Origin of the sequence: Micrococcus sp. KBS0714, assembly GCF_002008305.4 — a bacterium.
Lineage (GTDB): Bacteria > Actinomycetota > Actinomycetes > Actinomycetales > Micrococcaceae > Micrococcus > Micrococcus luteus.
The window spans coordinates 2124418-2148864 of the sequence record NZ_CP042169.1 but is presented as its reverse complement, the minus strand read 5'-3'; the positions used below and the strand labels follow the sequence as shown (position 1 = coordinate 2148864).

Annotated in this window: 12 protein-coding genes; 1 reads left to right on the top strand and 11 read right to left on the bottom strand. The window is 70.9% G+C overall.

The window, feature by feature from the left end:
* Nucleotides 1-71 precede the first annotated feature (71 nt).
* Together B1A86_RS11870 and B1A86_RS09785 are read right to left on the bottom strand one after the other, a co-directional pair.
* A complete protein-coding gene (locus B1A86_RS11870) occupies nucleotides 72-833 on the bottom strand; it encodes an OBAP family protein (protein WP_078026235.1) in 762 nt (253 codons plus the stop codon).
* A 91-nt stretch (nucleotides 834-924) separates the two neighbouring features.
* Nucleotides 925-2508: an alkaline phosphatase gene (locus B1A86_RS09785; RefSeq protein ID WP_210411797.1), complete on the bottom strand. Its 1584-nt coding sequence runs from the start codon at nucleotides 2506-2508 to the stop codon at nucleotides 925-927.
* A 236-nt stretch (nucleotides 2509-2744) separates the two neighbouring features.
* On the opposite strand from B1A86_RS09785, the gene B1A86_RS09780 reads away from it, so the two are divergent.
* Nucleotides 2745-3020: a DUF1540 domain-containing protein gene (locus tag B1A86_RS09780; RefSeq protein WP_078026237.1), complete on the top strand. Its 276-nt coding sequence runs from the start codon at nucleotides 2745-2747 to the stop codon at nucleotides 3018-3020.
* A 9-nt stretch (nucleotides 3021-3029) separates the two neighbouring features.
* Here B1A86_RS09780 and B1A86_RS09775 read toward each other — a convergent pair whose 3' ends face one another.
* The 9 genes from B1A86_RS09775 to pglW form a co-directional block, all read right to left on the bottom strand.
* On the bottom strand, nucleotides 3030-3857 hold the full coding sequence (locus B1A86_RS09775) for a hypothetical protein (protein WP_078026238.1): 828 nt from the start codon (nucleotides 3855-3857) through the stop codon (nucleotides 3030-3032).
* A 195-nt stretch (nucleotides 3858-4052) separates the two neighbouring features.
* Nucleotides 4053-6005, bottom strand: coding sequence for a DUF2075 domain-containing protein (locus tag B1A86_RS09770; protein ID WP_078026239.1), 1953 nt, complete (start codon nucleotides 6003-6005; stop codon nucleotides 4053-4055).
* A complete protein-coding gene (locus B1A86_RS09765; RefSeq protein ID WP_078026240.1) occupies nucleotides 6002-6322 on the bottom strand; it encodes a nucleotide pyrophosphohydrolase in 321 nt (106 codons plus the stop codon). Before B1A86_RS09765 ends, B1A86_RS09770 begins: the two co-directional genes overlap by 4 nt.
* Before the next feature lies 1 nt (nucleotide 6323).
* A complete protein-coding gene (locus B1A86_RS09760; protein ID WP_078026241.1) occupies nucleotides 6324-8492 on the bottom strand; it encodes a DEAD/DEAH box helicase in 2169 nt (722 codons plus the stop codon).
* Nucleotides 8489-9817 (bottom strand): BREX system ATP-binding protein BrxD, encoded by a 1329-nt coding sequence (brxD, locus tag B1A86_RS09755; protein WP_078026242.1) that lies wholly within the window; start codon nucleotides 9815-9817, stop codon nucleotides 8489-8491. Before brxD ends, B1A86_RS09760 begins: the two co-directional genes overlap by 4 nt.
* 15 nt (nucleotides 9818-9832) lie before the next feature.
* A complete protein-coding gene (gene pglZ / locus B1A86_RS09750; protein WP_078026243.1) occupies nucleotides 9833-12709 on the bottom strand; it encodes a BREX-2 system phosphatase PglZ in 2877 nt (958 codons plus the stop codon).
* On the bottom strand, nucleotides 12706-16470 hold the full coding sequence (locus B1A86_RS09745) for a hypothetical protein (RefSeq protein WP_078026244.1): 3765 nt from the start codon (nucleotides 16468-16470) through the stop codon (nucleotides 12706-12708). Before B1A86_RS09745 ends, pglZ begins: the two co-directional genes overlap by 4 nt.
* 64 nt (nucleotides 16471-16534) lie before the next feature.
* Nucleotides 16535-20083, bottom strand: coding sequence for a BREX-2 system adenine-specific DNA-methyltransferase PglX (gene pglX, locus B1A86_RS09740; protein ID WP_078026245.1), 3549 nt, complete (start codon nucleotides 20081-20083; stop codon nucleotides 16535-16537).
* On the bottom strand, nucleotides 20080-24387 hold the full coding sequence (gene pglW, locus B1A86_RS09735) for a BREX system serine/threonine kinase PglW (RefSeq protein WP_138976818.1): 4308 nt from the start codon (nucleotides 24385-24387) through the stop codon (nucleotides 20080-20082). The genes pglX and pglW overlap by 4 nt, the downstream gene beginning before the upstream one ends.
* Between the last annotated feature and the right edge of the window lie 60 nt (nucleotides 24388-24447).

Here is a 24447-nt window from a genome sequence, read left to right as displayed (position 1 = left end):
TTCGTTCGGGAAACGGCGGCGTGTCGCACCGCTTTCGTTCGGGAAACGGCGCCCTGCCGACGACGCCGGCCTCAGTCGTCGCGGCCCCGCACCGGGCGCTCCTCGAGCGTGGTCTGCACGACCCGCCCGCGCTCCCAGCTGTTCGCGCCCGGCACCACGTCCGGGACCGGGATGTCCGCGCGGTGGCGCCGCTTGGCCGCGGTGTCCACGCCCACGCGCTCGTCCCGGGCGCGCAGGAGGGCCTCGTCCACCTGGCCGTCGCCGGTGAGGCCCATCATCAGCTGGGGGATGCCGTACGGGAAGTCGTCCCGGTCGTACTGCCAGGTGTGGAACGTCTTCCCGTAGGTGTGGATGAGGTCTTCGAAGTAACTGTGCTCGGCCAGCTCGGGCACCCCGGGGGCGGTGAGGGCGCCGGAGCTCACCTCGTAGTGGTGGCTGTGCCACAGGCGCCGCTCCTCCTCGGGGAGGCTGCGGAACCGCTCCTCGCTGATGATGTACTCGATGCCGATCAGCCGCGCGTCCGGTGCGTTGCGGTCGAAGATCACGCACTGGTGCAGGTCGTGGCGCAGGTGGATGCAGAAGTGGCTGGCTTCGACCTGCCGGCCGAGGTCGTCGGCGTAGAAGTGCAGTCCGTTGAGATAGGTGCTCATCGCGCCCATGGGGTACTTCGGCTGGACCAGGCCGGATGCCGCGTCCAGGAGTCGGTGCTTGAGCGGGTGGCCCTTCCCGACGGCGGCCATGAGGGCGATCTTGCGGGCTGCGGTGACAGCGGCCGCGGTGCCCAGTCCGGCGGCGAACCCGAGGGCGGTGGAGGACAGGCGATGGGTGCTCATGGCCCCACGCTAGGAGTGCGGGGCGGACTCGGCCAGGGTGGTGGGGCTGCCGGGTCTGCTCAGGAGGCGGGCCCGACGACGGCCCCTCGCCTCAGGCGATCCGGTGGAGCCGATGCTCGCCGTCGCCGACGCCGAAGACCGCGCGCGTGCGCACCGACGAGCCCAGTTCGCTCACGTAGTCGACCACGCGGAAGCGGGCCTCGAGCAGCTGGGCGGAGAGGTCCACGCGGAGGTAGCCGCGCAGGTCGTTGTTGAACTTGATGTGCGGGTTCCACGCGAGCGCCTCCGCGGCGGCGTCCGAGCCGTCGCCGCCCGAGGTGATCGACGTGGTGATGAGCTCGACGCCCACGGATTCCGAGGAGAGGTCGTTGAAGTCCTGCTTGATGTCCGAGGCGAAGGCCTCGTGGATGTCGCCGGTGAGCACCACGGGGTTGCGGACGCCCGCCGCGGTCCACGCGCTGACCACGCGGTCGCGCGAGGCGACGTAGCCGTCCCACGTGTCCATGTCGCCCCACAGCAGCGGGCCGGAGGTGCGGTCGTACTGCACGAACGGCACCTGCTGCGTGATGAGGTCCCAGCGGGCGACCGAGGTCTCGAAGCCCTCGCGCAGCCACGCCTCCTGGGCCGCGCCCGTGATGGTGCGCCGCGAGTCCCGTGCGTCGGCGTCGACGACCTTCACCAGGTCCAGGTTGGCCTGGTCCGAGCGGTACTGGCGCGTGTCCAGGAGGTGGAACGTGGCGAGGTCGCCCCAGTGGATGCGGCGGTAGAGCTGCATGTCGATGCCGCGGGGCACGGACGACGCGCGGAGCGGCATGTTCTCGTAGTACGCCTGGAACGCGGCGGCGCGGCGCGCGAGGAAGCTCGGGTCCCAGATCTCCGGGGTCTCGTCCGCCCAGTTGTTCTCGAGCTCGTGGTCGTCGAAGATCACGAGCCACGGGGCGGCGGCGTGCGCGTCCTGCAGGTGCGGGTCCGTCTTGTACTGCGCCATGCGGGCCCGGTACTGGGCGAGGGTGCGGGACTCCCCGTTCCTGTGGGCGCGCGGGACCCCCGAGGAGACCGGGTACCCGTACGGCATGATCTCGTAGTAGTAGTCCCCCAGGTGGACCATGAGGTCGGGACGCTCGGCGGCCATGTGGCCGTAGGCGGTGAAGTAGCCGTGCTCCCAGTTGGCGCACGAGGCGACCGTCATGGTGAGGCGGCTCGGGTTCGAGCCGCGGGCGGGCGCGGTGACCGTGCGGCCGACGCGCGAGAGGTGGCCCAGGGCGCGGAACCGGTAGAAGTACTCGGTGCCGGGGCGCAGACCGGTGAGCGTCACGTGCACCGCGTAGCCCTGCGCGCGGTCCGTGGTGACGGCGCCCGACCGGACGACCTTGCGGAAGCCCTCGTCCGTGGCCACCTGGTACTCCACCCGGAACGACTGGTCCGGCATGCCGCCGAGGCCGTCGAGCGCGAGGGGGTCCACGGCCAGGCGGGTCCACAGGACCACGCCGTCGGGCCACGGGTCGCCTGAGGCGACGCCGAGCGTGAACGGCGTGGGGCCGGTGGCTGCGTGGGCGGTGCCGGCCGGCGTGGACAGCAGTGCCGCGGAGGCGACGACGAGGCCCGCCCCGCCGAGGAGGGTGCGGCGGGAGACGGGGTGGGCGGCCGGGTGCGAGGGGTCAGTGTGCGAGGTCACCCGTGCAGGGTGGCAGGGGCGGGTGACGCGGACGTGACCGGGCGGTGACGGCGGGGTGGGGCGGCCGGTGGGCGCGACGTCGGTCCATACGACACACGACAATGCGCAAAATGAATTTGCGCTAATCGTCTATCGACTAAGGCTTACCCCTCTTGTGCCATTCGTGGACCGGAGTAATCTCGATTCCATCAGCACCGCCCCGGCCCGGGGCGGGCCCGAACCGGGAGGATCACGCCATGACCACCGCCGTCCGCACCTGCGCCGCCAGTGCCTGCGCCTTCAATGCCGAGACGTCCTGCAGCGCCCTGGCCATCACCGTCGCCGGCTCCGACCGTACGCCCGGCTGCGGCACCTTCGTCCAGCTGGACGTCCGCCGCCCGGTGACCGAGGGCGCCTCGACCGTCGGTGCGTGCCACCGCCTCGAGTGCACCTACAACGCCGACCTCGCCTGCACCGCCGAGGGCATCGAGGTCACGGACGTGGCCACCTGCGCCACCTACACGATCGACTGACGCCGCCCCTCAGGGGTGGGCGACCCGCGCCGGGATCGCGTCCAGCAGCCGCCGCCAGGCGTGCCGGGGGCTGTGGTCGAGCCGGCCCGCACCGGGCAGGGCCACGTGCACCGCGGTGGTCTCGCCGTCGCGGACGCGCAGCAGGGTCACCCCGGCTTCGTCCGCGTCGAGGGCGTGGGCGGGGGGCTCGGGCAGGGGCTCGGCGTCGACCTGCAACGGGGTGCTCTCGCCCGGCAGCAGGCCCAGGGCGACGGCGTCGGCCAGGTCCGCGAGCACCTCGGGGGCGGTGCCCAGCACGTCGTCCGCCAGGTCTGCGAGCTCGGCCTGGTCGACGAGCCCCCGCGACGTGAGCGGCAGGGTGTGGCGGCAGAACACGGCGACGCCGTCGACGTCGTGCAGCAGGATCCGCTGGGTCTCGACGACGCCCACGCGCACCCGCGGGCCGACGTCGGCCACGAGGTCCGCGACGCGACCGCGCAGCTTCAGCGCCGCGACCTCGGCCGAGTCCCGGCACCAGCGCAGGGTGCCGAGCAGATGCGCGGACGCCAGTCGGGTGGGGAGCGTGAGGTCCAGGGCGTCGCGCAGGACGTCCACGCGCACGTCCAGCGGCGCGGGCGTGTGAAACGCGCCGAGCGAACCGAGGAGGTTGGGGACGTGGGCGACCACGAGGCGGCCGTCCGCGCTCACGCCGTGGACGGCCGTCGTGAGCGTCTCGCCGGCGCGGAAGGCCGTGACCTCGACGGAGCCCTCGCCGCGGAGCAGCCGCTGGGCCAGCAGCAGACGACGGGGCGCCACGGGCGGCAGCGGATGGGCGGGGTGCGTGGAGGCGTGGGCCATGGGGGTCCTTCCGGCGGGGTCCGAGAACCAGTAAGGCACACCTCAGTGAGATACGCAAGGCGAGTGTTGTGTATTTATCGTACGCGGGGCGGTGGGGGCGTGTGTCAGGGATCGTCTGCGGATCTGACCCTTCTCGGCGGCCGTGGCCGGGTCAGAAGGGTCAGGTGTGCAGAAGATTCCCGAGGGTAGGGGCTGTCATTCCCGAGTGCGCTTCCGGGAACGGCGGAGCTCCTCAGCACGACGACGGGCCTGCTCGAGGTCGTCCGTTGAGAGGATGAACTCGGCTTCCGCCGTGTGGCCGACATCGACGGTGCGCAGGACCTCGCCCGGACGGCCACCCGGAGGGACGCCGAAGGGCGCCGACGTCACGTCGGGCCCGCTGATGCCGGGGAACCAGCGGGCGAACTGCTCCCGGAGACCCGCGTCCACGACGTACAGGTAGGTCCCGCGGATGCCGCGCGTCAGGAGCACGTTGTAGATGTTGATGACGTACTCGCGCAGGTCCTCGTCCGAGTAGGTGCGGCTGAGGTAGCCGTTGTTCTTCTTGCCCCCGGTGTCCGCATAGTCGGCACGGGAGAAGACCACCCGCTGGGCCGTGTCATCCCACTGCAGGTCGCGGCCGATGACGACCCCGGCGTAGTTGAGGTCGTACCCCTGAAGGGTGTGGATGGAGCCGATCTCGTCCAGTGAACCGGGGGAGTCGACCCAGTCGGTGTCGGCGACGTTCCACGGCATCCGTACCCCGTCGAGCTCGATGTCCCAGTCCGGCTTCGACGGATCCTTGCGGAAGCCCTTGCTCTGCCACTTCCAAGCAAACCCGGCGGCAAGACGGGCGAGGGTGAACTCGGTGTCGCGCGCACGGATCGCCTCGCGCATCGCGCCGAAGTCCGTGAACATGCGCAGGTCGTACTCGCCCAGATCCGGGGCCGGAGGGTGCTCGCCTCGGAGGAGTTTGCCGAAGAAGTCGACGTATGAATCGGATGCCTTGACTCGGAGCTGTGACACCAGCGCGTGATGCCGGTGCTCGGCGTGCGCCCGCGCGAGGAGGGCGTCCATCGTCGCGGCGTCGAGGTCGGCCGGACGCACCGTCTGGCGCGGGTCCACGAGCAGGACGACGTCCCTGGCCTGCTGGGTGATCCAGTCGAGCTGGGTGTGGGAGACGTCGTCGTCGCCGAAGAGGCGCTGGTTGATGGCCGTGTACTTGGTGTTGAGGGCGCCGTTGGACTGCGCCGAGCGCAGACCGAGGCGGTGGGCCTCGTCAACGATCAGGATGTCGTAGCGCTCCTCGGCGTCTCCGACGTTCCACACGGACAGCACCATGGACGGGTGCAGCCCCGGCGTCCGGCGGAAGACACGCTTGAGGGACTGGCGGAGGGACTGCTGCGGCACGACGATCCCGATGCGCAGACCACGGCCTTTGGTGCCGCGCAGCAGGGCGTTCCGGTTGGCGTGGGTGAACAGGTCGAAGAAGTCGTGGTCGGAGCTGAGATCCACCTCGACGTCCTCCTCCGTGAGGTTGGCGAGGTCCACGAGCAGTTTCGCCAGGAACACGCCCACCACCGTCTTGCCGGTGCCGGGGCCGCCCTCAATGACGAGCGGGCCGCGATCGACGTCGTCATCGGCGACGAGCAGCTGGACGATGTGCCGCAGCGATGCCTCCTGCTCCGGCGTGAGCACCTTGAAGGGCGAGAGCTTGAACAGGGTGCTGTTGAGGATCTGCTCGCGGGAGCGGCTGAACACCTTCTCCGCCCGCAGCCGCTCGAAGATGTCCGCGAACATCTCCTGGTAGCGCGTGCGGTCGTAGTAGTCCGACTCCGTCAAGCCGGCGTTACGGTTCAGGACCTCGCGGGCGCCGTCGCCGCTGAGCATCTGGATGAGGTAGCGCTCCAGGTCCAGGGCGGCGGACTTGTTGAACTCGTCATGGAGCACCACGCGCATCGTCGTCAGGCGGGCCTTGCGCGGGTCCATGTGGTGCTGTCCTCGTCGGGCGACGACATTCGTCGTCTCGCCGACGTAGACCTGCTTCTCATTGTCGATCACGTACACAGCGGGCCAGTCCCGCATGCGCGCGTTCTTCTCCTGCTCGGGGGGAAGGGCGCCCCTGAACGGCAGGCGCTCCAACGTGTACCCGGGGTTGTGGTCGGTCATGACGACGTCGCCTCCTCGTCCCCGCCTGTCGGCACCGGGTGCTTGACCCGCGTCTTCACCAGCTTGGCCTGGATGATCTCATCCACGTCCCAGCCCATATGGTCCGCGAACATGAACGCGTAGGTCAGCACGTCCGCCAGCTCGTCCTGTACCTCGGCCATGTCCGCGCCGTCCTCCGTCCACTGGAAGTGCTCGAGCAGCTCTGCGGCCTCGATGCTGATGGACTTGGCGAGGCTGGCCGGGGTGTGGAACCGGGCCCAGTCACGTTCGGCGACGAACTCGCGCAGCTGGGCCAGGGTCTCGTCGTGTTTGTTCATCTCATCCCCACATCCTTCCGTCCTCTGCGGTGCGCAACATCTGGACGGGGCGTTCCAGCACCCGAGCGACGCCAGTATGGTCGGCCAGCCGCGCCGCCAGTGTCGCGCGGGCGAGGTCCAAGGGCAGCATCTCGTGGAACTTCAGACCCCGTACCGCGGCGTCATCGACTAGCGGGTCGACGCCGGCCAGGTCACCTCCGAAATTCGACGTCGCCTGGCGCAGGGCTCTTCCGAGCGATGCCGCATCGACGTCGCCGCGCAACCTGAGGGAGAAGTTGTCGAATCGGAGCTTTTCGCCCAGCAGCTCCGGTGCAACCTGCTCGAGCGCGGCGACCAGGAGCGCGTTGGCCCCCGCGCCTCCCCACGTCCACCAGCGGAGGTCGTCGGCGGTCGATGCGAGGACCGTGTGATCTGCGGCCGCCGTATACCCCTCGGCTTCGCGGTGGTCGGCCAGCGCGTCCTGCGCGCGACCGGTGAGGACGACGCCGGCCGGGTCCGCCCCCAGGAGGACGCGCCGCATGGCGTCGGACAGCGCCCAGGAGAGGGCGCGCGGGGGGCTCGCCCACCGCGGCGCGAGGCCGCGGTCCGACCGCTCCACATGCACCAGGTGACGCTTCCAGTCGATGAAGGACACCTTCCAGGACCGGCCCGCGAGGATCAGCAGGGGCTGGTCATCCGGATCGGTGGCGATCCAGTTCGGGGCCACGGAACCGATCTCCGTCCGTCCGTGGAACACCGGGAACTCAGCTTCCACTGTGAACACGGCCATGAGGTCGCGGAAGTACAGGCCGCCGTAGCGGCGCTGCGTCTCCGGACCCACGAACAGCAGCCCGCCGTCGCTGTCCAGATGACCGTGCTCCAGAAGGCCGTCCTCGATCGTCCGGTACGTGGTGGAATCGGACATGCCCAGCGCCTGAAGCCCCGCCAGCGCCGCCCCGCGCTGCAGCTGCCCCTTCTGCAGAGTCAGGGCGAGGATCTGCTGGGCCACGATGTGATGGGGAGCCGGAGGCGGCTGGATCGGCTCCACATAGCCTTCGCCATGAAGAAGTAGCAGACCGGCCGCCCGCAGCAGGTCAGCGGGCTTGAGCTCCAGGAAGAGCATGTTCCGCTGCGCGCCGGGCCGGCGCCCGGTGCGTCCCAACCGCTGGAGGAATGAGGCCACGGTGGAGGGGGCGCCCAGCTGCAGGACACGGTCCAGGTCTCCCACATCGATCCCGAGCTCGAGCGTGGACGTGGAGATGATCACGCAGTCCTGCGCCTCGGCGAATGCCTGCTCGGACCGACGGCGTTCGGACAGGGACAGGGAGGAGTGAGACAGGAACGTGGTGACGTCCCGCTCGTGCAGGGCGTTACCCAGCAGCTCTACCGTGCGACGCGACTCGGCGAAGACCAGGCGCTTCTCACCGCCGTGCAGGCGGGAGATCACTGTGGCGGCATTGTCCTCCGATCCCACGAAGTCCAGGCGCAGCTCCGGGGCTGCAGCACCGGTCCTGTCCACCGGGGGCGCGATCACGCTCGCGGGGAGTCCGGCGGCAGCGTTGCCGCCCTGCAGCCAGGTGAGCAGCTCCTCCGGGTTGCCCACGGTGGCGGACAGCCCGATGCGTTGGATCGGGCGGCGCACCACAGCCGAGAGTCGTTCCAGCACGGAGAGCAGGTGCCAGCCGCGGTCGTCCCCGGCGAAGGCATGCACCTCGTCCACGATGATCGTGCGCAGCTCGGAGAAGAAGTCCGTGACGTTCACCGTGGGGGAGATGAGCATGGACTCGAGGGACTCGGGCGTGGTCATCAGCACGTCTGGACGTTCTGTCCCCTGCCGGCGCCGCTCCGCCTGGGTGGTGTCCCCATGCCGGACGGAAGCGGACCGCCCCAACCAGGAGGTGTACTCCATGGCGCGGGACTCCACGTTGTTCAGCAGCGCCTTGAGCGGGGCCACGTACAGCACGGATGTCCCCGTCCATTGCTCCCGCTCGGCCCGGGTCAGGACGGGGAAGAACGCGGCTTCGGTCTTGCCGCCGGCCGTGGGCGCCAGCAGCAGGGCGTCGTGACCTGCCAGCAGCGAAGCGACGGACGCCTTCTGCAGGGGGCGGAGATCGGGCCAGCGCAGGGTGTTGACGATGTGGTGCTGGATCACGGGGTCCAGCGCGCTGAATCCCTCGACCGAGGTCGTCACGACAGGTCCAGGTCCACGGCGTCGGGATCGTCCTGCCCCGCCATTATTTGACGCCGCCCTGCGGCTGCACGCTCCTGCTCGGTGAGGTCCGCCGCGGACACGGTGAGCGCGTAGTCACGCCGCGGATCGAAGGCAGGATGCAGCTCCACACGGTCGAGCACGTCCTGCACGAGCTTCTTGAGGTACAGGCGGGGGGACACCCCGGTCTGCCCCCCAAGCTTTCCGGCGACGGCGGCGGCCAAGTCTCCCAGGTAGGCGTCGTCGACGATGGCACGCACCCGATCCCCTTGCGGGGAGCCGTCGGCGAATAGGTCTCGGACGCGCGCACCGACCTCGGCGAGGGAGTCGTGCGTGAAGCCGGGGAGCCGGATCTGTACGGCGCGGGGGTTGTCGAACCGGGAGTCGGTGGTGAAATCGACCTCGAGGCGTTGCGCGAGCGGTGGCAGCAGGTTCACGCCGGACCGGCCGGTGAAGAACGCTGGTGTGCCGGTGATGACCACGTACAAGCCGGGTAGACGGCCGGCGTCGATCTCGTCGATGAGCTGCCGTAGGCCGTTGAGGGACTTCTCCTGGGTGTCCCGTCTCATGCGCTGGAGGGTCTCCACCTCATCCAGCACGAGGAGCAGCCCGGGGTGGCCGGCGTCGCGGAGCACCACGAGCAGACCCTGAAGAAAGCTCAGCGCACCGTCGTGGTCGAGGTCTCCGCGCACGCCGGCGGTGCGCTTGACGGAGGCCGCCACGTGGGGCTGGCCACCGAGCCAGGCGGCCAGGCCATCGGCCAGTTCGTGGTCCTCCGCCACGGTCGCCCGGTGGTACGCCCGTAATGCGACGGCGAAGGTGGGATTGCGCTCGCTCACGGTACGCAGCCGCTGTTCGAGGAGCCGATCGACTGTGCTCTCGAGGTCGCTGGGGTTCTGTGCCGCGGCTTCGCTTTGGAGCGTGAACAGCCAGGAGTCCAGGACGGATCGGAAGGCGCTCGGCGGCACGTTGGCAGTGCGCAGGGACTCGGTGACCCGCCGGTACACGGTCTGCAACCGGTGCAGGGGCGTCTCCTTCTCGGAGATCTGGACCTCGGCCGTGGCCATGCCACGAGCGCGAGCACGGGCGGCCAGGTGGCGGGTGAAAAACGTCTTGCCTGCCCCGTACTCACCGCGGACTGCCTTGAACGCGGCCGCGCCGCCGGTGGCGAGGTCGATCTCCTCGTCCAGCGCGGCCGAGAACCGATCCAGGCCCACGGCGAGGCGGTCGAGACCGTCCTGAGGCACCGTCCCCTTGCGGAGGGCAGACAGGATCTCCGCGCGCCGCCGGCTCGAAACCCGGGTCATGTTCCTTCCTCCTGATCAGTCCAGCTCGAACTGTTCGCGCAACAGCGCTCGGTCCAGACGCACGGCTCCGGGAACAGTGCTCACCACGGGGTACCCCTCCACATTGAGGAGCATGGTGAGCTGGGCGAAGGCTCCGCCGGCCATGGAGCGGGGCACTCCCATGACCGCACCGAGTTCGGCGAGCGGCAGCCGCTGACCGGGTGCGGCGTCCAGGGCGGACACGGCGGCCGCGACGGCGGCGTCTGCCAGCAGGACGGCACCGGCGGTCTCACGCTGGTCCTGGAATACCGGGCTGGCCACGACGGCGGCGCCCAGTCCCGCGTCCTCTACGGCGGCGGATGCCGGGGCACTGACGGGTGTGGTGCCGGCCTCCGGGGAGACGGCCCCGGCGGTCGCCGGGGGCGCCGCCGGGGTCGGCTCGTGCACCGCGGGCGGCACGGGCCCCGTCACCGCCTCAGGCGGGGGCACCGGGACATGTGTTGAGCCGGCCCACCACGCAGGGTGCTGCGGGGGCGCCACCCGCAGGCCGCTGTCCGAACCCGCCGTCAGCAGGTGTTTGGCCGAGTCCGGCACCAGTACGGCAACGGGCACGACGGCCTCGGCAGGGGTCGCACCCCCGTGATAGCCGGCCTTGAGAGCGGTGTATCGCAGGCGCTCCGAGCTCGGCAGCACGGCGGAGCCGCCGGCGACGCGCGGACCGGTCACCAGGACTTCGTCCTCATGCGGAGGAGGCACCGGGCCGCGAGACCGTGCGCTCGTGGCGTCGGGGGTGGAGCGGAGAGTTCCCGCCCGGCGCTCCACCACGTGGCCGTGGTCCGAGGTGAGGAGCACCGCCCGGCCGGCCATGCGGGCGGCGTCGAGCAGGTCCCGCAGGTGGCGGACGGCGTCCGGCGTCCAATCGGTGCCGCCGGGGTCGGACTTGTCCAGGGCGTCATCGATCGAGTTGAGGACGGCGGCCACCACACGGTGCCCGTCGACGTCCTGCAGTGCGAAGGCCACCTCGTCCGAGAAGGTGCGGGCATCCGGGGCGCTCTGGAGCTCGGCCTTGTGGAAGAGCTCCGTGGCGCCGAGTCCGGCGGCGTCCATGAGCGCGGCGAAGCCGGCTTTTTCCTGGGCTTGCCCGCCGCGCTGGACCGTGCCCGTGAAGAACGCGGTGCGGCTGACCTCGGTCAGGGTGGGCAGGGCGGCCACGGCGGCGTGCCGGCGGGTGAGGCCGGGCAGGAGGGCCTCGTCCCAAGACGCCCCGGCCTCCGCGAGGAGGGCATCGATCAGCACCGTGGCCACCCCCGTGCTCATGCCGTCCACCAGGAGCACGAGCACAGGTGCATGCCGGGCCAAGGGGACCACATGGTCGCGGACGGTGTGCTCGATCAGGCCCACCGCATCCGGCGCCGTGCCGTATCCGGTGTCCGTGGCGAGGTCGTGCGGAGTCTGCGCCGCCCACGCGAGCGCGAAGGCGCGGTCCTCGGCGTCGCGGACGGTGCGCACGGCGGCCAGGACGGAATCGAGCGCGTGGGAGAGGGCGGTGTCCGTCACACCGCGGTGGGCGCGGGCGACGGCCGCGTCCACCCAGGCGCTCTCACCCGCCTGGCGGAGCGCCAGGGCCGCGAGACCGGTGGGCTCGGGCCGCTCGGCGGCGAGCCATCGGGTGAGCCGGACGGCCGACTCGAGCACGGGAAGATGCCGTACGGCGGGAACGTGGGCGGATGCGACGCCGACCAGCCGGTGGCTGCCCAGCCAGGACCAGGCGCGTTCCACCGCGTCGAGGCCGGCGGAGGCAGCGGCGTGCAGTTCGGCAGGAGTCCCGTCGTAGCCCGCCGGCACCGTCGTGGCCGCGGCGACGGCCTCTGCCACGAGGCGTTGCCGGTGACGGAGCCCGGTGGGCAGCACGGCAGACTGCAGGGCCGCGTCCGTGGCGCCGATCCGGTCGAGCAGCGCCTCGGCGGCGAGCAGTGCCTCGCTGGCGGTGGAGGCGTCCTCCGAGCCCAGGAGGCGCTCGATCTCGTCGAGGGCCGCGTCGGCCCAGCGCGTCAGCGACCGGCTGGGCACACCACGCACGGCGAGCACCGCGTTGAGCCGGTCGACGTCTCCGGCCGACGTCGTCCCGGCCCGGTCGGCGCGGGGCACGAGCACGTCAAGGACAAGTCCGAGGGGCACCAGCAGGTCCGGGGTGCCGTCCAGCAGCAGGCGCCGGACGAGCTGGGCCAGGCGTGGGTCACCGGCCTGGTCGGAGATCCACGTGAGCACGACGTCGGCCAGGGCCTGGGTGCCGGTCTCACGGAGCCGGGCGATGGACGTGGTCAGGCCCGGCCTCACGGACCAGGACAGCAGCCCGGCGAGGTCCAGAGACCGCTGTGGCAGCCCCAGGTGGGCCCGTGCGACGGCGCCGAGGGCGTGATCCCGGGTAAGGGCGCCACCGGGGACGACGGGCCAGCCGCCGTCCGGGGTGACCTGGAGGATGCCGAGGGCGACGGACATGGACTCGGGCACCCCGTAGAGGGCGGGTTCGAGGCCGGTGGCCGCGAAGTCGGTGCGGACGGTCTCCCAGAGGTCAGGGGTGCGCAGGACACCGCCGACCAGGGCGCTCAGCACGCCGACGCCGAGATCCTCCTCGGGCCGGTTCGTTACCAGGGCGCTCCAGCTGCCGCGCGGCGCGTGGTGGACCTGGTCGAGCGCGGCCAGGGTGGACGCGGCCGGCAGCACGGTGACGGCCGCGCCGTCCACGACGACGTCCCCGAGTTCAGCCACGCCGGCGGGGTCCGCGTAGATCCCGACGACGGCCGGGGTGTCCTCCGACGGGGCGTATCCCTGGCGTTGAGCGTCCGCGATCACGGAGCGCACGGCGGCCCCGGTGATGCGTCCGGCCGTGCCACGCCGGGTCGAGCGGGTCATTCGACCACCCGCCAGGTGATCTCCACATTCGCGTCCGGGTGCTCATCCAGGACCGCCTCGGCCGCAGTCCGGGCCCGCTGCAGTGCGTCGGTGAGCCCGAGGCGGCCGCGTCCGGTCGCTGCGCCCTGGCGGACCGAGGGCAGGGAGATCTGCTCCGGGTTGGTCAGTGGCTCCGGGACGACGGCAGGCGGCGTCGGTCCCGGAGCAGGACCGTCCCCGCTCACGGCCAGGTCGTAGGCGCGCTCCTCCAGGCCGGGGAGCACCTGGGGCAGGTGCACCTCGTGCTGGCTGGCGTGCCAGACGCGGCGCACGTCCTGGGCCAGCTGACGGGCCTCGTCCGTGCCCTTGCCGACGGCATCACTCATCGGCTTCCACCGCACAGCCTTGACGGCTCGGGCCACGTCCGCGGCCTGGGTACCGATGCTGGTGCTGAGGTGCACCGGGTCAACACTGTCGCGGACGGCTGCGAGCGACTCGACAAGGGCCTTGCCGCCCAGCCGGGACCAGCGGCCGAGCAGGTCGACGGCCAGGTGGGCGAGGCGCTCGCGGTCGGCGTCTTCCCGGAGACCGAGCTCAGCCGGCGCCTGGGCGCGGGCGGCCGTGAGCGCGGTGGCCAGGGCCTGCGTGGCGGGCAGGGCATCGGCCGCGGCGTCGTTGACCAGGCCCGTCATCTCGGTCATGGCGGGGCCGGTCAGGTACGGATTGACGCGGGTGCCGAACAGGATGCCTGCCGTCTCGACGGTGCGGGCCCACTCTTCCGGGGTGGGCATCGGCTGCTGGCGCAGTTCCATCGCGTCGTGCACCTTGTGCACGTCGGGGGCGGCCATGGCGGCCCCGCCCATGTACCAGGAGCGCTGATGCTGCAGGGCCCAGCCGAGGATGATCAGGTTCTCGAGTTCCCTGCTGAGGCCCCAGTCCGGGTCAGCGGTGCCGATCCAGGACCGCAGGGTGGCGACGGTGAGCCGCTCCTCGGCGTCCTGGGCGCGGTCGCCGCTCGCGCGGGAGATCACACCGTTCCAGAAGGCGAACTGGTTGCTGCCGAAGAGGAACACGGTTTCGGCGGTCTTGCCCACGCGCAGTGGTTCAGCGATGCGGCGGACGTCAGCGGCGCCGTCGCCGAGGGTGACGCGCCGGTCCGGGTCCGCCATCGCCCGCTCCATGTGCTGGTACACGTGCGTGAGCTGCCGGACGGTCACGGGCTGGTCGCCCGGTTCGAATCTCGGGTGGTCCGGGTGGCTGAAGGAGAACATGCGGTCCACGAGCGCGCTGAACGCGGTGGAGAAGCTGGGCTCCGTGAGCTCGGTGTCGGCAAAGCCCCGGTGCAGGCTCGTGAGCATCTTGTGCTCGGCGGTACCGGCCTCAAGGGCCCCGGTGGAGGGCTGGGCGATGCCGTAGGCCTGCTCGAGGGTCAGCCGCAGCGAATCACGCAGGGCGTCGCGCTGGCCCTCGAGCATGGCACGGGCGATGCGCCGGTCGTTCTCGTTGAGGTGGTCCGAGTGCTGGTCCCAGCGGTCGCCGACCCCCTCGAAGAGCCAGTCGAGGATCACGAGCCGGCTGAGGTCCCGCAGACGTTCCTCGGAGAGGAAGGCCGGCACCCACACGACCGTCTGACGTTCGCGGGACGACGACCGCAGCTGCTCAACTCGTGCGAGGTCTTCGGCCGTGGTGTGGCCGACCTCGTCGAAGGGGTGGTCGATCACGAGCCGCCACGTGCCGGGTCGCTCTTCGAACACGTCGTCCGGCAGCCACGAGGCCTCCCGGACGTTGCCGAACACCAGGTCAACCTCGCGCGCGGAGCCGCGCCACGTAACGGGCACGCTCTTGGTGTTGAAGAGGTTCTCCCGCGCGGTCGCGTCCACCCCGAGCAGTTCGAGGAGGGTCTGCTGGATCAGCTCGCGGCGCCGGCCGGGGTTGTCCTCCGCACGGGCACGCTCGACAACCTTCTCGTAGTCCACTTCGGCCAGTCGCAGGCGAATGATCGGGCTGCGGCCGTCCCCATCGACGTGGATCTCAGGGATCTGCTGGGCCCATTCCTTGACCTTGCCGAGGACGATCTGCGCCTCCTTGCCGGGCAGCGGCGCCACGATGCTGCCGTGGTTGAGCGCGGCGAGCCGAGCGGGCGTGAGATCCCGCAGAGCAGGCACCTTGGGGGCGATCGCGGAGAGCAGCAGGGTACGGGCGAGGCGGCGGTCCGTGCGGTACCCGACGGGGACGTTCTCGTCTGGGGCGGACGCCTGCTCGGGGGTGAGCCCGTGCTTGGAGCGCAGCAGCGGCTCCCACTTCTGCGCCCACAGGTTCTGGGCGGAGGAGAAGAGGGCCTGGGCGGTGGCATCAAGCGGCTTCTGGCCCTCCACCAGATAGGGGTAGGCGTCGCCGACGGGGATCAGTTCGTCCACGGTGAGCCGGTCGCGCCGGTCGACGAGCATCTGTTTCATCACCTTCAAGGCGGTGCGCTCGCGCTGCATGGAGGAGGCGAGGCTGCGCAGGGTGGAGATCAGCGCGGGGGAGAAGGGGTAGGTGAGACGGAAGGCCGCTTCGTCCGCGCCGCGGTGTCGCTCGTCCGTGTTCACCCCGTCCAGGAGGACGTTCCAGCCGGCGCCGGATTCGTCCTTGATGGCACGGAACGCGTCCTCGAGGCGGGCCGCGGCGTCGTCGTCCTTGGGGGCCAGCAGGCGCCGGTGGGCTACGTAGGGCAGGTTGTCGTCGCCGAGGGGGATCTCGGCGAAACGGCCGGACTGGTGGGCGAAGGCCTGGTCCAAGGCGGCCTGCTCGTTGCCGGAGGCACCGGCGTCGGCGAACCACTGCTTGAGGTCCATCTGGCGGGCGACGAAGGAGATGATCGGCACGGCGCGTCGGGCGTCATTGGCCTCGACCAGCTGGGTCAGCTTCTGGGTCTCGCGGCGGAAGAAGCCGACGTCGGTCGCGGCGAAGGCGAGCCAGAGCACGAGCTCGTCCAAAAAGAGGGTGACGGCGTCGTAGCCGAGGGACTTGGCGTGCTCGGAGATCACCCGCAGGCCGGTGTCGAGGGGGACGTGGTCCGCTTGCTTGGTGTACGAGGTGAACAGGGTGCGCGTCAGTGCGGTGACGAGTTCTTGGCGCAGGGGGTTCTCCGGGGCGGCGGCGCGGGCCTGAGCGTAGCGGACGGCGTTCCACTGCTCACCCTCCACCACGGAGCCCCAGGGGTCGTCCGGGTCCTCGTCCACGTCAGTGGCTCTGCCGTTGAGGCGGGCGAAGAACTTGGCGTCACCGAGGTCCTGACGGTAGGTGTCCGCATCCTGGAGCACCTGGTCCGTGGCGTGCAGGGCAGGCAGCGGGGCGTCGGGGTGGAGAGCCCTCACCTGGGTGAGATAGCCGCCATAGATCGCCTCCTCGAAGGAGGTCCGGCCGAGCATGTGGAACACGAGGGGCAGGATCTTGCGCTCCCGCAGGGCGGGGTCGTGGCGGTGGAGCACCGGTCCAAGCTCGGGGATGCTGCGGGCCTGCGGGTCCTGCCGCAGCAGGGCGTGCATCACGGCCATGAAGTGGGACTTGCCGGAGCCGAAGGTGCCGACGAGGAAGGCGGCGCGGCTCGTGTTCTCGGCGAGGGCGTCGGAGACGAGGCCGAGGGCCTGGTCGAAGGCCGCGGCGATGTCTTCGGTGACCACGTAGTCCTTCAGCGCGGACCGGGAGCGCTCGCCCACCGAGTCGGTGAGGCGCAGGACGTAGTCCTCGGCGCCGGTGGTGGCGGGGATGTCCAGGAGGTCCTTCAGGAGGTCGGTCATGCGGAGGCTCCTTTCAGCGGGCGGGCAGGGGGCGGCGCGATGGTGAGGGCTCGACGGCGGCGCGTCAGGTCCTCTTCCTCCGGCCGCCGCGGCCGGTGGGGGCGGGCCGCCATGCTTCGAGCTGGGCGGCGGTGACACCGAGCTCGCGGCGGTACTCCTCGAGCGTGCCGCGGGTGAATTCGGCCAGCGGCAGGCCGAAGGCCGGGTCCTCCTCGGCGTGCCACTGCTCAACCCAGGGCTGGAGCTCGGCGAGGCCGGCCACCAGCGGCACGAGACGTTCGGCAGACGCGTCCTCGGCGAGGCGCTCGTCTACGATCCGGTTCAGGGCCAGGGCCTGCTGCGCGTGGTCCCAGCCGGCCCAGCCGAGCAGGAGGGTGGGGTCGCCCTCGCGGCCGGCGTCCGGGTAGAGGATGAACCGCTCCTTGGGCACGTCGAGCTTGCCGCGGTGCTTCCACCACGTGGCCTTGCGGGTGTCCGCCTGGCTGTAGGTGGGCGGGGCCGGGATGTGGCCGACGTCCTCACCGGCGTCCTGCCGACGCTGGAGGTCCCACGTGTGCTGCCAGGCACGGAACTTGCGCAGGCCGGACTCCGTGAAGCGGAGGGCGGCGAGGTACGGGACGGCTTCGTCGGTGAGCAGGCGGGTGAGCTCCTTGACGGTGGAGATGTCCTCCGCGCCGGACCAGAGGCGCAGCACGGCCATGAAGTCGGCGTCCCGGCCCAGGGGGTCGGCGAGCTGGGCGATCGAGCGCGGGGTAGGGCGCCCGGCGCGGTCCCGCCACAGCTCGGGCACGTCCAGGCGGTCCAGCAGCCAGGTGCGCAGCGCCGCGTCCACCTGCTTGTCCCACGGCTCCGCCGCCCAGCGTCGCTTGTACTCGGGCCGCTCCAGGAGGTTCAGGGAGCGGTCCGCCTCGATGAGCTCCAGGCGCTGCTGGACAAGGGCCCGGTAGTCGGCCGGCCAGTGCTCGGGGACTTCGGTGATGGGCGTGGACCCATGGCGGGTGAACCACTCCGAGGTGGCCTCCCCGGCGGCGACACGGCGCGCCAGGGCAATCTCGAACGCACGCTCGCCGAGACGGACCTGCGGCAGCTCACCGGTGAACGTCAGAGGCTCTGAGGTGAAGCCGTAGGCGGCATAGTTCTTCCAGTCGAGCTCCTCCTGCTCCGCGATCATCTGACGCGTCACGCGGTCGTACTCGGCCTCAGCGGTGGCCAGAGCGTCAGCGGTGGGCACCGCGCGCTCTGCAAGGGCAGCGGGCGTGAGGGCGGCCCGCTCTCCGGCCAGCGCGTCAAGACGGCGGGCGCGATCGGCCGGCATCTGCGCCGGCAGAGGGAAGTCCTTGAGTGTGGTGCTGGTGAACTCATAGCGGTCGGCCCATGGGAGCTGCGAGACGCGGGCGCCACTATCCCCAACGGGATCGCCACCTTTGGGGTAGCTGTTCTGCTTGAGCCAGAAGCACGCCACGGAGGAGTTGAGCACGCCGAGCAGCGCGAAGTGGTCGTCCTCGGTGGCGCCGGCCGGCAGCTTGATGACCGGCGCGGAACGGTTGAAGACCTTCCCGCCGCGGTCCAGCACGAAGTGGTTGTGGGTCGCCACGAACGCGAACGCGATGGACAGCGGGGCCGTGTATCTCCGGGCGAAGAACATGGAGGGCTCGAACCACTCCAATCCGCGCTCCGACTTCACCTTTCCGAAGTCGCGCTGGTTCGTCAGGTGGGCACGGTTCGGCCACAGGTAACGTCGCGCGGCTTCCGAAGGATCGCGTCGTGTGCCGTCCGCCGAGTAGGGGAAGAAGGTGCGGAGATTATTGATGAGGGAGAAGTCCCGCACATCTTCTCCGATGACGACGGCGACCTGCTCGGTTTCAAATCCCCTGCGCCGGAACACGTCGATGCCAGCGAAATAAGCGCCATCCATCCCGCTTTTGACGCTAAGGCCAATATCGGGGTTGAGGCTTCCCAGTGTGGCGTGTGCTTTTTCGTCGAGCGTCGCCATCGCCTGGGGTGCGGAGCCGCCCTGCAGGCTCCACGGGTGCGTGGCGAGGGAAGCGCGGGGGACGTCGATCACGGAGACCCACGGGTCCTCGTAGCCCGGCTCGTCCACGTGACCGGCGATGGCACGCCACACCTTGCCCTCGGATGCCTCCGTGGGCCGGCCGGGCTCGCCCTGGATGCCCAGCACCGCACGGACCGTCTCGCCCTCGGGGGCAGCGTTCCGCCCCACCAGGATGACCGTGGGCGTCCCGTGCCCGGGAATATAGGCGCCCGAGGTATCGATCACGAGTTCGAGGTCCTTGGTGGGCAGGAACTTCTCCACCACCGGGGTGCCGAACTCGCGCTTCATGAAGGAGTTCGCCGTGATCTGCCCCGTCCATCCCGCCGGGGTCGTCGCGCTCTCCGGGCGCGCCAGGTCGAAGAACCGCTCCAGGAACGGGGCGGAGAGCGCGTAGCTGCCCTTCGTCGTCGCCGGGTAGAGCCGGCGGTAGAGCTGGTTGAGCGCCTTGTCCTTCACCGTGATGTACGGCGGATTGCCGACCACCGCGTCATAGGAGCCGCTGCGCAGGGCCTCGCGCAGCTCGTCGATCTCTTCCGGCGAGGCGAAGAAGCCGCCGAGCTGCAGGTCCACGGCGTCGAAGGACTCGCCCGTGCCCGGGCGCTGCCGGCCATGAAGCAACGAGTCGCCCGTGAGCACCCGAACGTGGCGCGGCGTCGCAGTCTCCAGGCTTGTCTCCCCGGCCCGCTGCAGGGCGGCGACGGCCAGGCGGAACCGGGCGATGGCGGTGGCGAACGGGTTGATGTCCACCCCCACCACGGATTCCAGGGCGCGATCCACCGCTTCGTCGGCCGTGGCGCCCGCTGCCGCCCAACGGTCGGCCACGCGGTCGAAGGCGCCGAGCAGGAAGTGGCCCGAGCCGCACGTCGGGTCGATCACCCGGAAGCCCTCGAGCGGACGTTCCGCAAGGGCCGGCTCCAGGGTGCGGTCCAGGATGAACTCCTCCACGAACACGGGGGTCTGCTTCAGCGCGAAGGTCTTCTGCGCGTACTCCGAGAGATCCTGGTAGAGGTCCCCCAGGAAGCGGGTGTCCAGGCGGTCGTCCGTGAAGTCCCGCACCAGGCCCCCGGCCGGGTCGTCCTCGCGCCAGAACGCGATGATCCGGTCTGCCATGCGCCCCGAGATCGGCAGGTGTAGATGCGCCGAATCCTGGACGAGCGCACGGGTGGCCGGAAGCGTCTCCAAATGTCGGATCGCCTGACGGATCCACTCGCGGCCCGTGTGCTCCGGGTGCTGCCGGAAGTACGCCAACTGCGCGTCCTGGGCCTCCTGGCGGCGGCCCTCCGTGGGGCCGGCGAGCCACACCGGGGCCACCAGGGAATTGTCCTCCACGAAGCGCACGAACACGGTGGCGAGCACCCAGGCCACCGCCACCTGAGTGATGCGCCCGTCCCGGAACTCCGTCCAGGAGAGCGCGGTCTGCTCCTCCTTCACGAGGATCCCATGCTTGCTCTTCCAGGCCGCGTCCTCCTCCGGCCGGGACTGCAGCACACCGCGCAGGTCCTCCTCCACTTCCAGCACGAGGGCACGCAGATCCTTGGTGAGGGTGGCGGCGTCGATCATGTGCGGGACTCCTCCGTGAGGGGCTGCGCCGCCATGAGGGCGGCCAAGCCGTCGATCCATTCCGGGGTGAGCGGGACGTACTGCCCCGGGGTGTTCTTCGGGACGGACACACCGTCCAGGCGCGGGCCCACATTGCCGGCCACCTGCGGCACCACCAGCCAGACCGGCCGGGCCCGGTACTCCGCCAGATCCGCCCACCGGGCGAGCACACCCAGGTGCCCATAGCGGGCCAGAACGGCCGCCCCGGTGAGCAACACCGGGGAAGCGGCACGGCCGGGATCGCCGATGGTGCGGGACAGGTGCTGCTCCAGCTCCGGCAGCAGGTTCCGCACCAGCACGTTCAGGCCCTGGGCCGGGCGGGAGCCGTCTGGCTCGGCGTCCGCAGCTGTCACGTGGTCCCACGTCATCTTCGGGTGTGCCGCTGCCTGGTCCTTGAGCAGCCGGATGAAGAGGTCCGTCAGATCCAGCGGCTCGGCATGGAAGCGCCGCACGAGGGCGGACTCCAGTCGCGCCAGACGTTGCGCCGGCACCCCGAGGGCCAGATAGGAACGGTTGCGCTGGGAATCGAGCAGCCTCTGGCCCTCCACCCCGAGCTCCGAAAGTGGACGCTGGTGTTCCACCAGGCGCGTCTCGGCTCGGGTGGCGAAGCCGGTGGTCGGTGCGAGTGTCTGGCGGGAACGGTAGGCGCCCTGCGGGCCGAGATCCTCATCGAAGACCAGGCCGAGCTCGGCTTCAGCCAGCACCCTGTCCAGTGCCGCGTCCCGGGGCAGCGGGGACAGTGCGGGGAAGCGGGCGCCCACGCGTTCGGCCGCGCGCTCCCGACTGAGCTGCACGGTCCCGCTCGCACCCTGCAAGGCATGATGGGCAGCCGTGGCAGGAGCCAGCAGTCGATGGTGCCATTCGCCGGCGGCCGAGAGGCACGTGGTGGCCGAGACATGCGCGGCCAGGGCGGCGGCGCGGCGCCACGAGCGCAGGGCCTCCGGCAGGCCGTCGACGGCGTCCAGCACGGCCGCCACGCGGGTCTGCACGAGGTCGGCCGGCACCAGTGCGGACTCCGGGTCACCGGCGCCGTCCACAGCCGCCTCGGCGGCCGCGCCCAGGGTCTCGGCCACGTCCAGCAGCACCGGCATCTCGGCAACCGCCACCACGCGCCCCTCGCGCCGACGCTGGACGAGCGCGGGGACGTCCGCCTCGCCGCGCGCCGCCGCGCGCTCGCGATCCAGCAGGAGCCACAGCAGGCCCTGCACGATGCGACGCGGTTCGGCATCACGCACCTCCGCCGGCGTGGCAGGGGAGAGGGTCTGCTCCAGGGCGGAGGTCAGCTCGTCCGGCGTGGACACGCCACCGCGCTCGGCCACGGCCGCGCGCAACGCCCCGTCCAGGGAGTCCAGGAGCGAACGGGTCTCTGCGACGTCCGTCCACGCCTGCTGAGCCCGGCCGAACAGCTGGGGGACCAAGCCAGGGGTGACCCCGCGGGCGTCGGCGAGGACCGCGTGCGTGGAGAGCGCCGGGACCTCACCGTCCAGGCCGAGCACGAGCCGCAGCTGCGCCCGCACGCCCTCCGCGTGGGCTGCCCCAGCGTGACGCAGGAGCAACTCAGCGGCATCGAGCGGGGTCGGCAGCGTCCCCTGCGGCACCTGCGTCGCCTGCCGCATCAGCTCTTTCTTGAACGCCGCGCGCCACTGCTTGGCACGGGCCCGCACCTCCGCCCGGGTCTCCGTGGTGGAGCCGGCGAGGCTGTTGAGCTTGATCGGGTCCACCAGTACAAGGTCGCGCACGGTACGCACGTCATGCGGCTCGACCGCCACACCGCCCGGACCCGCGGTGACCTTGATCGCCTCCAGCGCGGAGAGGCCCCGGGCGGACAGACCGGCTTCGCTCAGCGGCGTCTCCAGCGTGGCCCGCGCGGCGAGCGTCTCGGCGTCCTGGGCCGTAACGGGGTCGGCATCGTTCCGGAACAGGGCTTCCCACGCCGCTGCGAGCTCTGCCACGGTGTGGAAGCGGGCCTGCGCATCGCGGGCGAGCGCACGCTCGAACAGCGCGCTCAGCGGTGCCTGCAGGGAAGGGTCGAAGATGCCGTCCGGGACGGTGAGGTCATCCCGCACCGCGGCCGGGTTGGCTTCCGGGTCCCCATAGAATGGCTTCTGACCCGAGGCCATCTCATAGAGCACCACAGCCACGGCGTAGAGCTCCGCAGCCGAGTCGTAACCGGTGCGCCCGCCCTGCTCCAAGAACGGGTCCAGATACGGCGGAGTGCCGGCGCGGACATCTGTGGAACGGGCCCGGGCCAGGGAGAAGTCGAAGAGCACCAGATGCTCGCCGTGCTTGGGCGTGCGAACCACGCCGATGTTGGCAGGTTTCACGTCCCGGTGCCGCAGGCCCGCCGCGTCCAGTGCCTGCGCGGCCTCCAGCAGCTCCGAGCCGAACCGCTCGAGGTGGTCCAAGGAAAGCCGCTGCCGCTCACGCAATACCTCGGAGAGCGTCCGAGTGCCCGCCGAGGTCAGCAGCAGCGCTCGGCGCCCGCCCACATCGAAGGGGCCGTCCAGCAGACGTACCAGCCGCTTGTGCAGCGGCAGCAGCCGCAGCACCTGGGCCTCGTCGTCCAGCCGCGTGGCGGCCTCGTCATCCAGGGCCACCTTGAGGACCTGCCGCGAGCCGGTCTGGGCGTCGTCGACCAGCAGGCCGACGGCCGTGGACCCCTTGCCCAGTCGCCGCACGAGGGTGAACCGCGAGTCCAGCGCCTGCCCGGGGGCGGCCTCGAGAGGATCAAGGGCCGGAGATGCCGGCTGCGGGGCCGTGGCCTGTGCCTCAGTGAGACCGGCCAGGAAGTCATTGAGTGTGGCCGTGCGTGCCGTGGGGCGGGGGTCCGTGGCGTGCAGAATCGCCTGACGCACCGGCTCCGGCACCGACGGCAACGCGACGGAGACGTCCAGGCCCTGGTGCGTGGCCAGATGCTCATGCAGCTCGGCCACCGTGTTCGCCGCCGGGGCCCCGGTGAGGAGGTACGCGGCCAGGGCGCCCACGCTGAAGACGTCCAGCTTGTACCTGCCGAGGCTGCTCACCCGCCGGGCATCCTCCGGCGCGCGGAACAGCGCCCCGCTCGTCGGCGCCAGCTCCTCCGTGGAGCGGACGGTGGTCCCGAACTGCGTGGACAGCTGGGTCAGGGAGGCGGCGTGATCCACCTTGTCCCGGTCCGCGACCCCGGCCAGCTGCCAATCGGCCACGAGGATCCGCGGCTCACCCTGCTTCGGCGTCTTCACCCACAGCGCCTCCGGGGACAGGGCCCGGTGGACGATTCCGTTGCTATGGACGTACTCGAGGGTTTCCGCGAGCTGGCGCAGCAGATCGAGCCGGTTCTGCTGCGAGAGCGTGGCCGCGCGGGACTCCAGCCACAGCGGCAGGGGCGCCAGGGACTCGTCGTAGGGGAAGACGAGCCCCACGCCGAGTTCGTTGTCCACCCGGTCTGAGGCTGTCAGCAGACCCTCATGATGCAGCGCACGGGTCAGATCGAACTCCCGACGGGCGGCCTCCCGGACCCGGGCCAAATCCGAGGACGGGGCGCCCTCGCGAGGCTGCTGGAAGCGGATGCGGGCGAAGTGCCGTTCCTGGAACCGGTGGGACGCGAGCCAGTCCTGGCCGTCTGGTGTCGGCTCGCCGAGCCGCTCCTCCAGCAGCCAGGAACCGACCTCCGGCTGGCGTGCGTCCGCCAGGTTCAGATGCTCCATGAGCGCGACGAGGACCTGCTCGCGAGGCTCGCCGATCAACGGGAAGCGATCAGTTGCCGGGGCGAGCACCAGGTGCTCGATCGACGGGAGGTTCGAGGCGGTCTCGTTGTGCGGCAGGCCGAAGAGACGCCCGGAGTCCTGCGGGGCCATCTCGTTCCGGAACCGGTCATGATGCAGGAACACCGCGTAGTCCACGTAGGGGACGATCCGCTGGCGGCCGGCACCGGGCATCTTGCTCTCGATCGTGCGCTCCAACAGGGAACGGAAGCGCTCCGCCTTCTTCTTGGCCAGGGCGAGGGGCGAGCGCTGCGGGGAGTGACCGGGGCGTTCCCAGCGCAGCCCGGTGCCGCGCAGCACACCCGAGTAATACTTCAGCTCGACCAGGATGAACTTCGTCCGGGCCAGCACGAGGGCGTCGACCTCATGCCACTGGCCGTCCTCGTCCGGGAACTCGAAGTTCGTCCAGACCTGGAACGGGGACTCGTCCGGCAGGACCTCGCGGAGAATGTCCAGGCCCTGCTGCTCATGCTCGAACGGGGACGGCGAGACCACATGCCATCGAGCGTCAGGCAGTGACATGCGATCTCCTCGCCGGTGAGGCGTGACGTCCGATTCAGGGATCTGCCCCGGACATGGTCA

Coding starts and splice junctions, on each gene's coding strand:
- B1A86_RS11870 (WP_078026235.1), bottom strand. CDS start 833: ATGAGCACCCATCGCCTGTCCTCCACCGCCCTCGGGTTCGCCGCCGGA.
- pglW (WP_138976818.1), bottom strand. CDS start 24,387: ATGTCACTGCCTGACGCTCGATGGCATGTGGTCTCGCCGTCCCCGTTC.
- B1A86_RS09775 (WP_078026238.1), bottom strand. CDS start 3,857: ATGGCCCACGCCTCCACGCACCCCGCCCATCCGCTGCCGCCCGTGGCG.
- B1A86_RS09765 (WP_078026240.1), bottom strand. CDS start 6,322: ATGAACAAACACGACGAGACCCTGGCCCAGCTGCGCGAGTTCGTCGCC.
- B1A86_RS09780 (WP_078026237.1), top strand. CDS start 2,745: ATGACCACCGCCGTCCGCACCTGCGCCGCCAGTGCCTGCGCCTTCAAT.
- pglZ (WP_078026243.1), bottom strand. CDS start 12,709: ATGACCCGCTCGACCCGGCGTGGCACGGCCGGACGCATCACCGGGGCC.
- pglX (WP_078026245.1), bottom strand. CDS start 20,083: ATGATCGACGCCGCCACCCTCACCAAGGATCTGCGTGCCCTCGTGCTG.
- brxD (WP_078026242.1), bottom strand. CDS start 9,817: ATGACCCGGGTTTCGAGCCGGCGGCGCGCGGAGATCCTGTCTGCCCTC.
- B1A86_RS09745 (WP_078026244.1), bottom strand. CDS start 16,470: ATGACCGACCTCCTGAAGGACCTCCTGGACATCCCCGCCACCACCGGC.
- B1A86_RS09770 (WP_078026239.1), bottom strand. CDS start 6,005: ATGACCGACCACAACCCCGGGTACACGTTGGAGCGCCTGCCGTTCAGG.